This window comes from Rhizobium sp. 01N424, from assembly GCF_056399485.1.
Window position 1 is genome coordinate 97,386 of record NZ_JBFTRK010000011.1, and the last position, 13,675, is coordinate 111,060.

Here is a 13,675-nt window from a genome sequence, read left to right on the forward strand (position 1 = left end):
AGGGCATCCATTCGCAGGCCCATACAATGTGCCGATGGTGGCACCCGATCATAAGGCAGGCAGTCCCAAGGCGGAAAAACGATCACCTCGATCTCAGGAACCAGCGCTCTGACTGCCTCAGCAATTCTGGCAGCCGCACCTTCGCTTAGTGCCACATAGCACAGGGGGAGTTCGAAGCTTTGTAAAGCTACAGCGAGCCTAGTCGCTACGACACCCGGGGGAGGGTTGTAGACTTGGGTGCGATCGGCCGGAGCAGGGAGTGGGGAGGCATCTTCATCTCTGGACTCAACGACGCTCACAGGAACCTGCCATTCTCTCGCTGGCGACTTTACCAGCTTGGAGAAACGGCTTCTCGATCAGGGTGTTCCATTAGAGCGGATCTCTTTGCTCATAACCTGAAGGCCGCAGGTTCAAATCCTGCCCGCCGCAACCATCTTTGCTTGCGACTTGCCCGCCCCTTCGGCGGCCTTTCGCGTTTTTACCGACAGCGTCAGGATGTTACTCGACAAGCGAACGGATTGCATTTGTCGCTTCAATACGCTTCTACTCGGAATCGTCCTGCAGCGTTTCGTAGAGTTGCTTAACTCGCTTACGATATTGCTGCGCCATTGCAGGATGCAGAAGAACCTTGCTTCTCGGCGTGAAGCCGGCACATGCGAAGCTGGTCGGCATGGAAGTATCGCGTTGATTGTCGAAGGAATTGCGGGCGTAAATGGCGACTTTCAATTGGGTCTCCGGTCTTCAGGAGCCGTCCAAACCCCGCACGTTCATCTGCGCCGCGAAATTCTGACGAGCCATCTGCGTGCCGAGCAACCGGGCGAGTTGCATGAGACGGGGGATCTGGATTGCCGCGCGGGATAAGTGTCAGTTCTGGCGCGTCCAGAAGCATCGCTGCTAGCAGCTCTTCGCTTTCCGATACCCCCACCTGACAAGGTTGCTTGTTAGCTCATGCCCCGCAGAATTCACGCTAAAACCATGATAAACAACTGAATTCAAAGGTGAGCAGGCGTGGATGGTCGGGGCGGATGCGCGCGTCAAGGAGCAGTCCAGCGGAGCATATCGTGTGCTGGCATAGTGAAATGACCTACGAAAACTCCGTGAAACCGATCCGTGGCGCATATAAACTCCTCGGTGACCATCCTCCCGCGCCAATTCCACAATGGCAAGGCAGGTCGTGAACGAGATTGATAGTGTCGTATTGCATTTGGCGCTACAAGTCGCTATTTTCCGCGTAAAGGAGATAAGTCATGGCCGCCACTGTCGAACGCAAGGAGTACCCGATCTCAATGCGCTTGCCTGAAGCAGACGTCGCAATGATCGATCGTGCGGCAAGCCTGCGCGGCCGCTCACGAACCGATTTCGTGCGGGAGGCCGCTGTGCGCGCCGCAGAAGAAGTCGTTATGGAGCAGGGGCTCATCCGCATGAGCCCGGAAGGCTTCGCTGATTTCATGGGTGTCTTGTCCCTACCGGCCGCTCCTGTTCCCGAGATGGTGGAACTGGCCAAGCGGCCCGCTCCGTGGGAAGCCGGTTACAAGCCGAAGCAATAAGTCGTGGCATTATCGGCTCCAGAACCGCTTACGGCGGCGCATAATGTTCACGAATTTTCCTGCGGCAAGCCGACGCTCGATCATTGGCTGAAGACACGCGCGCTTTCCAATCAGGAGAAAGGTTTCACGGCGGTTCTCGTCGTTCACGAGGCCTGGCGCGTCGTCGGGTATTACGGCTTGGGGCCGACCGCTGTCGTTCCCGCGATCCTGCCGCGCTCGATCCGCACCGGGCAGCCGCCCGATCCGGTTCCCTGTCTTCTTCTCGGCCAGCTTGCCACGGACACGGAATGGGCGGGAAGAGGCATCGGTACAGGTCTAGCGAAACATGCCCTTGAGCGATGTGTCCAGGCCGCTGCTCTGACCGGCGGGCGGGCGTTTATGGTCAACGCCGTCGATCACGAAGCGGCTCAGTTCTGGCAGCGCCGCGGTTTCGCGCCCTCGAAGGACGACCCGCTCGTCCTGTTTCGCTCGATCGCTGCGATCGCCGCATCGCTGGCGGAAGCATGGCAGCAAGAGCAAGGCGACTAACCTGAAATCTTCACAGTTCAAGCAACTGGGCAAAAAGCCAGAGAGAACGAATTCGACAATGGATCACGAAGACGACGTTCTCGTTTCAAAATATCCTGAATACCGGAAAGCTCTCCGAGACGCGAACCCTGCGAATTTAGCGGGTATATTTCGATTCCGGCTCGCTATGCCAGCATCGCCTCGATAGACGGCATGGCACTGGGCAATTCTCGAGCCGGTACATCTCGTTGAAATGCAGCATTTCGGCTTCGGCCGCTGCCTGTGTGCTCGTAGAGATTGAACATTCGCCGGTCTGGTCGTCTAGTGCAGTTTGAGCCTAGCACTGTTAGTGAACTGTTAGTGCAGCCCCACCGCCCGATCACTGTGGACCATTTATTTAGGTAAAGAAAAAGGCCGGAAAATCCGGCCTCGTTCTTGATCAAACGAGATTTACTGATTGTTCTCGCCGCAAGCTACACCTTGGGAAGTAGCATCGCTTTTGCCGGCCTGCGTTTGCAGAGCGCCCTTGGTGTTTGAGCCATCAATCGCGCCGCCACCGAAAGTGCCCCCGCTCGATAGTCCGCCGGACCTCGATCGAATTCCGGGCGAAGAACCGCTTCCGGATCCGGAACCGGACGAGTGCGGCGAGCCGATCTAGAAGTTCCTCTTGCTACCCGAAATGGGGGATGCCTTGCGCGGGCGTTCGACTGCAGCCCGAGGATTGCAAATGAGCGGCGACTGGAGAGACGGTCTACGTGACCAGCTCGAAGACTTGGTCGACTCTCTAGTCGTGAAGGGTGCCAAGCAGTACGACGTCTATGACGCGATCGTCGATGAAATCGGAAGCCTACAGAAGGCATACGACCGCGATCCAGACCCGGCCGAAGACAGGCCGGGTGCGGAGGCCGAGGAACCTTCGAACGAATGGCCCGGCGCGCTGCCTTAGGGGCAGGCGGCCCAGGCCACGCTGGGCGAACCCCGTCGGCCCACGACATGCCAAACCAGACTGCGGAATCCGGTCCCTTGCTCCATTCGAGCAACGCGTCGTGTGCTTTGACGGCCTCGCACGAAAGGCCGATCGCCACGATGTCGTCCATCGCTTCGTCGACGATGATTTCTATGTTGCGGAGCAGCCAAAAAGAACACGAGGTGCGTTGCGGCTAGTAACTAGACACGCCTGATGTAGCAACTGCACGAGGCGACGTCTGACGACCGGGTCGTTTTGCCTGTCGCATGGCGACGATGGTCGGCATCGAAAAGCTCCTAAAGGATCTCCTGTATCGAACACGATGCCATCGCGGCGTACGACTCGTGCGTCTCGGGCGGCGGCGGAATAACGACATCTTACCGATAATGGGGGACACGACGTCGCCCAAGGTCAGGGAGATGTACGTACGCGATCGTCACATCGATACCCTTAAAGTGAAGGCGCGGAATTTCCAATAGATGTCCCTTCTTGGACGCCGCCCGCGAAAGCACTAGATATCTCAGACCGAAAGACAGGACCATTCGCTGAATGTCGAGAACGAGCCGCCTCTTCGAAATGCTGGGCATGCTTCGCACACGACGAACGCCGGTAACCGCGCTGGAGCTGGCGCAGGAACTCGGGGTCTCCGAAAGGAGCGTTTATCGGGATATCGAAACGCTTCGTCTGCTCGGAGCACCTCTCGACGGGCAGGCGGGCGTCGGGTTTCTGCTGCGCGACGGTTTCTTCCTGCCGCAATTTGCATTTTCGGCCGAAGAGGTTGAAGCTCTAATCCTTGGGCTGACCTGGGTGCAGCAGAGAGCCGATCCGGCTCTTTCTCAGAGCAGCGACAGCGCTCTGGCGAAAATACTCTCAAGTCGGACCGACCGGCTCCACGACGAACACGCCCCGGCACTCGTTTCGGCAGCTTCCATCTCGCAGCGATCCGATCCGGCGCAGGTGGGAGTGATACGTGATGCGATCCGTCGCCTGCGAAAGGTCGCGATCGCATACGAGGATGCTGGCGGCGCTATGTCTGAACGTGTCGTCTGGCCGATCACGATCGTGTATTTCGACGACGTGCGTGTTCTCGCCGCGTGGTGCGAAGCCAAGTCGGCATTCCGTCACTTCCGCGTCGACCGTGTTCGGTCCGCGTCGATCCTCGACGACCGGTATCCGGAACGACGGTCTCTGCTCATGCGGCGCTGGCGCGAGCAGGATCGGGACTGGCGTTCGTTCCTGACAGTTTCTGACGGTGCAAGAGGTTAGACTTTCCGAAGCGTCCCCAAGGACGCTCTGAATGAAAGGATAGCTTATGGTCGCGTTTTCACCCGACGTCTTTGAAAAGTTCCTCTCTGAAGAAGACGACGCCCCTGTCGTGATGCTGAACCTTCTACGGTTCGTCCCCAAGGGCGGCCGGGAACGGCATCTGGAATACCTCAGAATGGCGGAACCCATTCTAGCCCGCTTTGGTGCACGGATATTGTTCCGTGGCGACGGCCTCGATGTCCTTACTACCGGGCCGGTGGAAGGCTGGGACGCAGTGCTGCTAGTGCAGTACCCGCGGCGGACGGCATTCAGAGAAATGGTGGAAGACGCCGAGTATCAGAAGGCGTTCGGAGTAGGAAAGTCGGCCCTTGCAGATATCGTCCTGCAACCTTTGCAGATCTCGAAAGGACTTTGAATAAACCACCATCGGCTGCCGCGCCGTAGTACCGCAGCAGCCCGCATTTGCTCCGCACGTTCACACCGGAGGGGAAGTGGGGTTCCCGTTCAAGCGGGGGGTGGGTTCTCGGTTCAAAATCCTCATCGTCCGTCTGGCGGCGAACTTGACTTTCCTCGGTGTCGATCCTGCGTCCCTTACGAAGATCATCTTCACCCACGCGTACCCGGGTCATTCGGGCGAAACGACGCTGCCGGACGGGGCTTTGCCGTTTCCAAACGCCGATATCAAATCAGCGAAGCCAAGTGGTCTTTCTGTACGGATCCGAACTACGAGACGTCCAGCCGGAGCCGCTTTACGCCTTCGCCCGTGGGGCACAGCGCGACCTCTTTGCCGTGAAGGATTGGCTGACGCACGTCGAGATAGGCGACGAAATCGTGTCAGGTTTGAACGTCGTAAGCACGCGAGGTCACACGCCAGAACACATCTCGCTGGTACAGGGCGGCGACGGCAACCTGCTGAAAGCGGGGCGACGTCATCCCAAACGACATCGTCTCCTTTGGCAATCCGAAATGGCATTTCGGCTTCACACCGAACAGAAAATCGCTCTCGCGAGCCGCGCTGCGCTACTGGACAAGGCCGTGAACGAGAAGCTCCGTATGTTCGGCTACCACTGGATCTACTCCGGCGTCGGTTTCGTGGAGCCCCGGCGCAGGATACATGTTCGTAGCGCGATGACCGAAAAATGGCTCCCGTGTTCAATTGGTCAAGCCCGAGCTCGACGAGATCGCGACGAAATAAAGGATGCGGTCATGACCTTTGCCTCCGAAGCAGCTTGGAAGCTCGTCGCCGTTCCCTGATCGACCCCACCTAAGTGTTATACTCCCGTTGGTTGTCAGCATGTTCGCAAGCGCGAGCTGCATACGCTCAAGCGGCCTGACCCTCATCAGGCGACGCTGGTCCAACTCATGTTCCGTTCGCACATATCCCTTTGGTTGGTACTTAACGCCTGCCTCCACGCGCGACGTATCGGATTAGGCCGGACAGGCTGTCGCTTGTTTCTGTGCCAACCACACCGAGATCTCGCACAGCATCCATATGGTTGCGATTGCGAATGACCCGTATCGAAACGGGGACACCCTGTTCCCGCAACACATTGGCGAAGGCCTCCAATTGCCCGTGGAACGGCCTTGTTTCATTCTCGCCTACCGCCAAGATCGCGCGGCAAGAGGGATCGTACGAATGGCCTAGTGGCGTGAAGGCCGCGACCTCGTCATCCGTAAGAGCAATCTCGGCCTTTAAAAAGGACTGCTGTAAGGGAAGGAGATCGTAGAGGCCGCCCAGCAACAAGGCGCCATTGACAGAGGAACCCGTGGTGCTGCTTTGAAAAAGGAATGTTGAAAGATGCGCTCCTGCAGAATGACCACTGATCGTGAGCAATGAAGGGTCGCCACCGTGCTCTGCTATGTGATGAATGATCCATTGCTTGGCACGAACGACCTGATCTACCAGGACCTTCATCCTCACACCCGGCATCAACGCGTAGTCTACAATCACCGCGATCGCGCCAGCGCGTGTGACTGTATTGGCAATGCAGGAGTATTCACGCTTTGACCACATGCGCCAGTATCCGCCGTGGATGAACATGTGAACCGGAAGATTTTGACGCGGCCCTTCTGGGAAAAAGATGTCCAGCGATTCACTCGGGCCATCGCCATAGGCGACGTCTGCTAGCATGGGTAACGTTTCCCGCGCCTTGGCACTGGCCGCGACGATCTCTTCGACGATGACATCGAAATCCGCGACATGGTCGCGGATCCGGAATGGGTCAGTCTCCAAAATCACTCCTCCAGGATCAGAAACTCGTGGCGATATATTTGGCTTCCATGAATTCAGCAATGCCATGGTGCTGGCCGCCTTCGCGCCCAAGACCGCTCTGCTTCACCCCGCCAAAGGGCGCGGCCGGATCGGAGACGAGCCCCCGATTGAGCGCGATCATACCTGCTTCGATGCCGGAAGAGACGCGTAGCCCACGCGCGATATCCCGCGTGTAGACATAAGCGGCAAGCCCGTATTCGGTGTCGTTTGCGCGTTCGATGGCCTCGTGTTCGGTTTCGAACCGGTACAGAGGCGCGACCGGTCCGAAAATTTCCTCTGCCTTCATCTCTGAATCGTCAGAAACGTCTGCAAGCACCGTCGGCGGATAAAAGAACCCATCACCTGTTGTCGCATCACCGCCGCACAAGACGCGCGCACCTTTCGCCTTGGAATCTTCGACCAGGCGGCTGATCTTTTCTACCGCCTTTCGGGTTATCATCGGGCCGCATTCAGTGTCAGCCTCAACGCCCGCCCCGACTTTGAGCGCAACCATACGCTTCGTGAGACCTTCAGCGAACTGGTCGTAGATCCCGGACTGCACGTAGAAGCGGTTTGCCGCCGTGCAGGCCTCTCCCGCATTGCGCATCTTGGCAATCATCGCGCCCTCGAGCGCCGCATCGAGATCCGCGTCATCGAAAACCAGGAACGGTGCATTGCCACCAAGCTCCATCGAGCAAGATATGACATGCTTGGCCGCTTCAGCGAGCAGCTGGCGGCCGACACCTGTTGACCCCGTGAAGGAAAGCTTCCGGACTCGCGGGTCGGCCAGAACCACCTCGGTCATCGGGCCAGGGGTCGTTGTCGTCAGTACGTTGACGACGCCCTTCGGTACGCCGGCTTCTTCATATATTGCGGCCAGAGCATAGGCTGTCAGCGGCGTCTCGCTTGCCGGTTTCAAGATTACCGTACAGCCAGCCGCTAGTGCCGGAGCTATTTTGCGGGTGGCCATCGCCGCCGGAAAATTCCACGGCGTGATCAGCAGGCAAATGCCAATTGGCTGATAGTCGACGATAATGCGGTTGGTGCCAGATGGTGCAATGCCGAATTCGCCGGTGATGCGAACGGCTTCCTCGGCATTCCAGCGAAAGAATTCGGCAGCGTAAGCGACCTCGCCCCGCGCGTCTCGCAACGCCTTGCCGTTCTCCATCGAGATCAACGACGCGAGCATCTCCGAGCGTTCAAGCATCAGTTCGAAACAGCGGCGCAAAATTTCGGAGCGCCTGCGGGGAGGCGTTGCGCGCCACGCAGGTGCCGCTGCCGCGGCGGCATCAATGCTCCTGCGTGCATCATCGATCGTCGCATCTGGCACGGATGTCAGAACTCTACCTGTAGAGGGATCGACGACATCGATCTGTTGTCCGGACCGAGACTGTCGCCATTCTCCGTCGATGTAGAGCCCGCGAGCGGCGGCTGCGATGTCCGGGGCTTGACGACTGGAGTTAGAGATCTGCTGGGCAATGGTCATGGGTGTTCCCTCGATAGCTAGATAGCGGATGCGGCCAGATCGCCGTCATAGGCCGCTTTGACGAGACGCTTCATCGCGTCGAGGTCGAAGGGCCGTGGATTGTTCTTGATGAGCCGGTCAATTCCGAAGGCCTGTTCGGCCGTCCAGTCGAGCTTGTCCTGGGCAAGACCGAGATCGGCGAGCGTGCGGGTGATACCGATCGCCGCAAACAGCCTGCGAATTTCCTCGATTGCGGCAGTCGCTAGCTGCTTTTCGTCGAGGTCGGATGTCGCCAGACCGAGCGCGGATCCGATCTCGCACATTTCGGAAACTGACGCAGACAGGTTGTAGGTCATGACGTAGGGCATCATGGTTGCAACACCGAGGCCATGGGCGGTATGCGTCAGAGCACCCGCGGGATATTGAATGGCATGAGCTGCGGCGGTACCGGCTGTCCCGAACGCGCAGCCTGCTGCAAGCGCCCCCATCATCACCTCTGCACGCGCATCTTCGTCGGAGCCATCCTTGCAGGCCTTCTCAAGGCTGCGGCCGAGAAGCTTGATAGCCAAAAGGGCGAAATGGTCCGTCAGCGCGCTTTTGCCGATAAAGACGTGGTTTTGCGCCAGTGCGTGATCCGTCCCGCGGCGAGCGGCGGTAAAAGCTTCGATCGCGTGGGTAAGGGCGTCGGCCCCTGCGACCGCCGTTAAACCCGGTGGGCAGGTCATCGTAAGTTCCGGGTCGCAGATCGCCGCCGTGGCAATCAAGTAGGGGCTCGATATCCCGACCTTCAAAGTGCGTTCGGCGTCCGAGATCACTGCCACGGGCGTTACCTCCGAGCCGGTACCTGCCGTCGTCGGAATAGCAATGACAGGGATCGTCGGGCCTGGAACTTTGTATTCGCCGTAGTAGTCCTTCAGTTTACCGCCGTGGGTCAGCAATAGGGCGGCGCACTTTGCCATATCCAGGCAGCTTCCCCCGCCAATGCCGATCACCATCTCAGGATCAAAATCCCGGGCATATTCGACGCAGACCGATACGCTATCAGCAGGGACGTCCGGTTGGACCCCATCATGGATCAGGAAATCGATGGATGCGGCTTCGAGGGCCTTCACCAACTCGGCAAACACGCCGGTGCCGGCGAGCCGCTCGTCGGTGCAGATCAAGGCACGCCGTCCAAGCCTAGCTGCGACGGTTGGCAAAGCGTGACGTTGCCCTTTGCCAAACAGAATTTGTTGGGGAAGCCGTAGAGCGGCGAAAAGGGTCATTGTCCATGTCCTTTGACAAGCGATTTGCTGGAGTGAGAGAGGGCGTTCAGTTCGTCCCAAAGCCTGGCCGAAATCTCGATACCATCGGAAAGTGCACCTTCGCGTCGAGCCGACGCGCCGTCGCCTGGAACGGTCACGCGCATGCCTGGATCCGACGGGCGGGAACTGCGTACGCTGTCGAGATAGGCGCTGAAGCAGGCTAGGAACTCGGGTTGTTCGCCGACATCAATGGCAATGAGCACATCGCCTTTGTTGCATATGGCGTCAGCGTCGAGCGTCCCTCGGACGTCTGGCGCGATTGCGGATCTTGCAATCGACGCCACCATCAGCTCCAGCGCCATGCCGAGGGCATAGCCCTTGGCTTCGCCAAAGGGTGCGATCGAGCCCGTCATGGCGGCCGCCGCATTAGTTGTCGGTCTCCCGTTGGCATCGCATGCCCAGCCATCAGGTATTGGCATACCGTTTGCAGCATGATGGTGTATCTTGCCCATTGAAACGATGGCGGTTGCGAGGTCGACCACTAGAGGCCTGCCTGCCGTCGGTACTGCAATTGCCAACGGGTTGGTTCCCAAGAGAGCCCGCGTCCCACGGTGGGGGTGCACGAGGGCCTCGCTGGAGGACATGGCAAGCCCGATCAAGCCTTTCTCGGCAAAGCGCTCGACGTAATAAGCGAGCATACCGAGATGGTTGGAGTTGCGGATGCCAGCAACGGCGATACCAGTCTTATGAGCTTGCTTTGCAATTCGTTCTAGCGCGGAGATAGCGACGACTGGGCCAAGTCCTTTCAACCCATCGACCTCTAAAAATGATGATGAGCGCCAATGCGCATTTCCCTCTGTGGCCGGGTCGATTAGGTCGCGCTCGATGCGGGTCAGAATACGAGGAAGGCGTTGCAGCCCGTGCGATGGATGACCTTTGAGCTCGCCCTCGATAAGCACGCGCGCCTGAAGATCAGCGCATTTCGAGGGTGCACCGCGCTCGACCAGGAGGTGCCCAGCAAGATCTAAAGCTTTCTCCGGATCAACCTTCACGTCAGCTCCAATTTAAAATCCTATAGGATATGGGATTGCATATAGTGGAGCATCGTGGTAGCGGTTGGTCATGTCAAGAGGCAAAAACATGCATCAAAGAAATCAGACTGCCGCACCCGAAGCGTTCGATACGAGTGGATTTATCCAGCGCGCAAACAGTCTTGCAGGGAGCGTCTATGAAGCGATTTTCGCGCAGTTGATGTCGTTAAAAATTGCACCCGGGGCCAGGATTACGGTCGATAACCTCGTTAAAGAGCTCAATGTCTCGCAGACGCCTATTCGCGAAGCGCTAGGACGACTGGAGGGCGAGGGTCTCGTCATCAAGACCCATCTCATCGGCTTCAGTGCCGCGCCGCAAATCACCCGACGCCGTTTCGATGAACTTTATCAGCTCCGACTGCTTCTTGAGCCCGATAGTGCGGCTAGGGCGGCCATTGCCATGGATGAGGGCAAGCTCGCATCGCTACGGGCGGCAGCTGGCCTCATGGGCCGTCGTGAAGGCGGTGATGAACGTCTGCGCTACTCGACCTTCGCTCGGCAAGACGCAACGTTCCACGACAAGATCTTGGAGATCGCCGGCAACGAGCTCATTCGCGAGACCCTCAATCATCAGCACACCCATTTCCACATCTTTCGTTTGATGTTCCATTCGCGGGTGACCGAGGAAGCGCTGGACGAACACGAGGCACTCCTTGGTGCACTGGAGGCGGGTGACGCGTTTGCAGCGGAGCGCGCGATGCGCGAGCATCTGGAGCATTCTCGCGACCGGCTCCTGCCGGCATTCGACTGAGGAGAGCCGAATGTCGAACGTCGTCAGCATCGAGAGACCGGGGAGGGAAGATGTGAGAGGGATCGGCGAAGCTGTCCGGCATCCGGTTCTGCGCGCGTCGGCTCTGTCGAAGCAGTACGGCCCGGTCACGGTCTTGTACGATATCACGTTGGATATTCTTCCTGGCGAAATCCATGCCATTATCGGCGAAAACGGCGCAGGAAAATCCACTTTCATGCGCTTGCTGTCAGGATACGCCGAGCCGACCGGTGGATCGCTATCGATTGGAAATGACGAAGTCAGGTTCGCCAAGCCTGAACAGGCCCAGGAAGCCGGTATTGTTCTTGTTCATCAAGAGATCCTGCTTGCCGATGCGCTGACGGTTGCCGAGAACGTGTTTCTCGGCAGGGAGATAATGCGAAATGGTGTTGTCGATGACAAAACCATGCGCCGCCTGACAGCAGAGAAGCTCGCCGAGCTTGGCTGCGTCGCGTCGCCCAACGCACTCGTTCGCGACATTTCGCTCGCGGACCGTCAGCTTGTGCAGATCGCCCGTGCCCTCCTTGACGATTACAAGCTGGTCATCTTCGATGAACCGACAGCTGTTCTCACCGGAGAGGAAGTAGACCGGCTTCTCGCCATCATCCTGCGCCTGAGGGCGCAAGGCGCTGCCATCCTTTATATCAGCCATAGGCTCGACGAAGTGCAGCGACTTGCTGACAAGGTCACGGTTCTGCGCGACGGCAAGATGGTAGGAACCTACCCCGGGCAGACGCTCAGCCAAATGGACATGGCGCGTTTGATGGTCGGCCGCGATCTCTCAGCCCTCTATCCCCCAAAGCGGCCACATGCCTTAACCGGGACGATCCTGGCGGTGCGCAATCTCACGGTCCCGGGATTTGCGAGGGACGTTTCATTTGACGTCCGCAAATCAGAAATCCTCGGCTTCGCCGGAATGATTGGCGCTGGTCGAACGGAGCTCTTCGAAGCAATTATGGGCCTGCGTCCAGCCTCTGGCTCGGTCGAATTTTTGGGCAAGTCAATTGATATTCATTCGCCGCGTGCCGCGCTCGACGCCGGCATCGGCTACCTGACCGAGGACCGCAAGGGCAAGGGGCTTCTTCTCCATGATCGACTGGCCCCGAACCTGACGCTCTCGGCGCTCAGCCGTTTCCATCCCGGCCTTCTCATGCGACGTCGCCGCGAACAGGAAGCCCTTGCAGAGGCGGTCAACCAATACGACATTCGCCTGAAGGACATCGGGGTAAATGCTGGCCAGCTGTCCGGCGGAAACCAGCAAAAGCTTCTTCTTGCAAAAGTCTTGCTCACGAACCCTTCGGTGGTCGTCATCGATGAACCGACCCGCGGAATCGATATCGCTAACAAGGCGCAAATCTATGCCTTCATCCAGCAGCTCGTGTCACAGGGGAAGACTTGCATCGTCATCTCGTCGGAGATGCAGGAACTCATCGGCATCTGTGATCGCATCGTGGTGATGAGGGAAGGGCGTATCGCAGGTGAAGTGTCCGGGGAGGCTATGACCGAGCACACTGTCGCGCTTCTGGCAACGAGCGATACTGCGGCAAGCAACGAGGGAGGTAGAAGATGACGGTTATTACGGGCACCACGGCGGTTAAGCCGGACCGGGAGTGGAATATCAGATGGGCTGATATCGGTCCGTTCCTGGCACTTGCGGCGCTGATGGTCATTGGGTTCGCAATCAATCAGGATTTCCTGTCGGCGACCAATCTTGCGAATGTGATCACGCGAAGCGCCTTCATAGCCATTATTGCCGTAGGTGCGACATTCGTTATTTCTTCTGGCGGCCTTGATCTTTCGGTCGGCTCGATGGCGGCGTTCATCACCGGGATCACCATCATGTTTATGAATCGGATGGCACCAGAGTGGGGCGTGTCTGCAATCCCCGCTGGGATGGTGGTGGCTGTCGGCGTTGGTCTGTTCTGCGGCTTGATGAACGGCCTCATCGTCACGATCGGGAAAATCGAACCCTTCATTGCAACGCTCGGCACGATGGGTATATTCAGGGCCCTGATCACCTACATGTCGGACGGCGGCACGATCCCAATCGATCGTAGCCTGCGCGACGCCTATCGCCCAGTGTATTTCGGCACGTTCGGGGGCATCCCGTATCCCATCCTGATATCGATCGCGGTTGCGGCGGTAGCGTCGTTCATTCTCTACAAAATGAAGTACGGCCGAAAATGTGCCGCCGTGGGAGCCAACGAAGACGTCGCTCGCTACTCTGGTATCTCCATCATCAAGACACGCACGATCGCCTATGCCATCCAGGGTGCGTGCGTCGCGATTGCTGCCATCTGCTACGTTCCACGGCTCGGTGCGGCGACGCCGACAACGGGTGTCCTCTGGGAACTGCAGGTCATCACCGCTGTAGTGATCGGCGGCACGGCGTTGCGCGGTGGCAAGGGACACGTCTGGGGAACAGTGGCAGGCGCGGTCATTCTCGAATTGATCGCCAATCTCATGGTGCTGTCCGACTTCGTCTCGGAGTACCTGGTGGCCGGCGTACAGGGCGTCATCATCATCATCGCCATGCTCATTCAACGGTTCTCGAAATAACCCGTGTCA

At 58.4% G+C, this 13,675-nt stretch carries 14 protein-coding genes; 9 read left to right on the forward strand and 5 right to left on the reverse strand.

The window, feature by feature from the left end; genetic code table 11:
* Window positions 1-543: 543 nt before the first annotated feature.
* Window positions 544-726: a hypothetical protein gene (locus tag AC1DNK_RS23905; RefSeq protein ID WP_477943663.1), complete on the reverse strand. Its 183-nt coding sequence runs from the start codon at window positions 724-726 to the stop codon at window positions 544-546.
* Between the two features lie 521 nt (window positions 727-1,247).
* Between AC1DNK_RS23905 and AC1DNK_RS23910 the strand changes: the two genes are divergently transcribed.
* The 6 genes from AC1DNK_RS23910 (at window position 1,248) to AC1DNK_RS23935 (ending at window position 5,541) form a co-directional block, all read left to right on the forward strand.
* Entirely contained in the window at window positions 1,248-1,547 is a 300-nt protein-coding gene (locus tag AC1DNK_RS23910) for a type II toxin-antitoxin system TacA family antitoxin (protein ID WP_477943664.1), read from the forward strand.
* A gap of 3 nt (window positions 1,548-1,550) precedes the next feature.
* Window positions 1,551-2,075 (forward strand): GNAT family N-acetyltransferase, encoded by a 525-nt coding sequence (locus AC1DNK_RS23915; RefSeq protein ID WP_477943665.1) that lies wholly within the window; start codon window positions 1,551-1,553, stop codon window positions 2,073-2,075.
* A 706-nt stretch (window positions 2,076-2,781) separates the two neighbouring features.
* Window positions 2,782-3,000 carry a hypothetical protein gene (locus tag AC1DNK_RS23920; protein ID WP_477943666.1) on the forward strand — a complete coding sequence of 73 codons (219 nt, stop codon included), beginning with the start codon at window positions 2,782-2,784 and terminating at the stop codon, window positions 2,998-3,000.
* A 597-nt stretch (window positions 3,001-3,597) separates the two neighbouring features.
* On the forward strand, window positions 3,598-4,287 hold the full coding sequence (locus tag AC1DNK_RS23925) for a helix-turn-helix transcriptional regulator (protein WP_477943667.1): 690 nt from the start codon (window positions 3,598-3,600) through the stop codon (window positions 4,285-4,287).
* 46 nt (window positions 4,288-4,333) lie between these two features.
* Window positions 4,334-4,702, forward strand: a complete 369-nt coding sequence (locus AC1DNK_RS23930; protein ID WP_477943668.1) for a DUF1330 domain-containing protein — start codon at window positions 4,334-4,336, stop codon at window positions 4,700-4,702.
* A 284-nt stretch (window positions 4,703-4,986) separates the two neighbouring features.
* Window positions 4,987-5,541 carry an MBL fold metallo-hydrolase gene (locus tag AC1DNK_RS23935; protein ID WP_477943669.1) on the forward strand — a complete coding sequence of 185 codons (555 nt, stop codon included), beginning with the start codon at window positions 4,987-4,989 and terminating at the stop codon, window positions 5,539-5,541.
* Window positions 5,542-5,683: 142 nt separating this feature from the next.
* On the opposite strand, the gene AC1DNK_RS23940 is transcribed toward AC1DNK_RS23935, so the two are convergent.
* The 4 genes from AC1DNK_RS23940 to AC1DNK_RS23955 are packed head-to-tail and all read right to left on the reverse strand — an operon-like array spanning window position 5,684 to window position 10,299.
* Window positions 5,684-6,520 (reverse strand): alpha/beta hydrolase, encoded by an 837-nt coding sequence (locus AC1DNK_RS23940; protein WP_477943753.1) that lies wholly within the window; start codon window positions 6,518-6,520, stop codon window positions 5,684-5,686.
* Window positions 6,521-6,536: 16 nt separating this feature from the next.
* Window positions 6,537-8,024 carry an NAD-dependent succinate-semialdehyde dehydrogenase gene (locus AC1DNK_RS23945; RefSeq protein WP_477943670.1) on the reverse strand — a complete coding sequence of 496 codons (1,488 nt, stop codon included), beginning with the start codon at window positions 8,022-8,024 and terminating at the stop codon, window positions 6,537-6,539.
* A 17-nt stretch (window positions 8,025-8,041) separates the two neighbouring features.
* Window positions 8,042-9,268: an iron-containing alcohol dehydrogenase gene (locus tag AC1DNK_RS23950; protein ID WP_477943671.1), complete on the reverse strand. Its 1,227-nt coding sequence runs from the start codon at window positions 9,266-9,268 to the stop codon at window positions 8,042-8,044.
* Window positions 9,265-10,299, reverse strand: coding sequence for an Ldh family oxidoreductase (locus AC1DNK_RS23955; RefSeq protein WP_477943672.1), 1,035 nt, complete (start codon window positions 10,297-10,299; stop codon window positions 9,265-9,267). Before AC1DNK_RS23955 ends, AC1DNK_RS23950 begins: the two co-directional genes overlap by 4 nt.
* A gap of 88 nt (window positions 10,300-10,387) precedes the next feature.
* Here AC1DNK_RS23955 and AC1DNK_RS23960 point away from each other — a divergent pair, with 88 nt between their 5' ends.
* From AC1DNK_RS23960 to AC1DNK_RS23970, 3 genes are read left to right on the forward strand one after another with little or no spacing between them, the layout of a single operon-like run.
* Window positions 10,388-11,089: a GntR family transcriptional regulator gene (locus AC1DNK_RS23960; protein ID WP_477943673.1), complete on the forward strand. Its 702-nt coding sequence runs from the start codon at window positions 10,388-10,390 to the stop codon at window positions 11,087-11,089.
* 10 nt (window positions 11,090-11,099) lie between these two features.
* The gene (locus AC1DNK_RS23965) at window positions 11,100-12,677 is read left to right on the forward strand and encodes a sugar ABC transporter ATP-binding protein (protein ID WP_477943674.1); all 1,578 of its coding nucleotides are present in this window, start codon (window positions 11,100-11,102) and stop codon (window positions 12,675-12,677) included.
* Window positions 12,674-13,666, forward strand: a complete 993-nt coding sequence (locus tag AC1DNK_RS23970) for an ABC transporter permease (RefSeq protein WP_477943675.1) — start codon at window positions 12,674-12,676, stop codon at window positions 13,664-13,666. Before AC1DNK_RS23965 ends, AC1DNK_RS23970 begins: the two co-directional genes overlap by 4 nt.
* Window positions 13,667-13,675 lie beyond the last annotated feature (9 nt).

Bases quoted from the DNA above. Each gene is read 5' to 3' on its own strand.
- AC1DNK_RS23910 (WP_477943664.1), top strand. From the start codon at position 1,248: ATGGCCGCCACTGTCGAACGCAAGGAGTACCCGATCTCAATGCGCTTG.
- AC1DNK_RS23920 (WP_477943666.1), top strand. From the start codon at position 2,782: ATGAGCGGCGACTGGAGAGACGGTCTACGTGACCAGCTCGAAGACTTG.
- AC1DNK_RS23925 (WP_477943667.1), top strand. From the start codon at position 3,598: ATGCTGGGCATGCTTCGCACACGACGAACGCCGGTAACCGCGCTGGAG.
- AC1DNK_RS23930 (WP_477943668.1), top strand. From the start codon at position 4,334: ATGGTCGCGTTTTCACCCGACGTCTTTGAAAAGTTCCTCTCTGAAGAA.
- AC1DNK_RS23945 (WP_477943670.1), bottom strand. From the start codon at position 8,024: ATGACCATTGCCCAGCAGATCTCTAACTCCAGTCGTCAAGCCCCGGAC.
- AC1DNK_RS23950 (WP_477943671.1), bottom strand. From the start codon at position 9,268: ATGACCCTTTTCGCCGCTCTACGGCTTCCCCAACAAATTCTGTTTGGC.
- AC1DNK_RS23960 (WP_477943673.1), top strand. From the start codon at position 10,388: ATGCATCAAAGAAATCAGACTGCCGCACCCGAAGCGTTCGATACGAGT.
- AC1DNK_RS23965 (WP_477943674.1), top strand. From the start codon at position 11,100: ATGTCGAACGTCGTCAGCATCGAGAGACCGGGGAGGGAAGATGTGAGA.
- AC1DNK_RS23970 (WP_477943675.1), top strand. From the start codon at position 12,674: ATGACGGTTATTACGGGCACCACGGCGGTTAAGCCGGACCGGGAGTGG.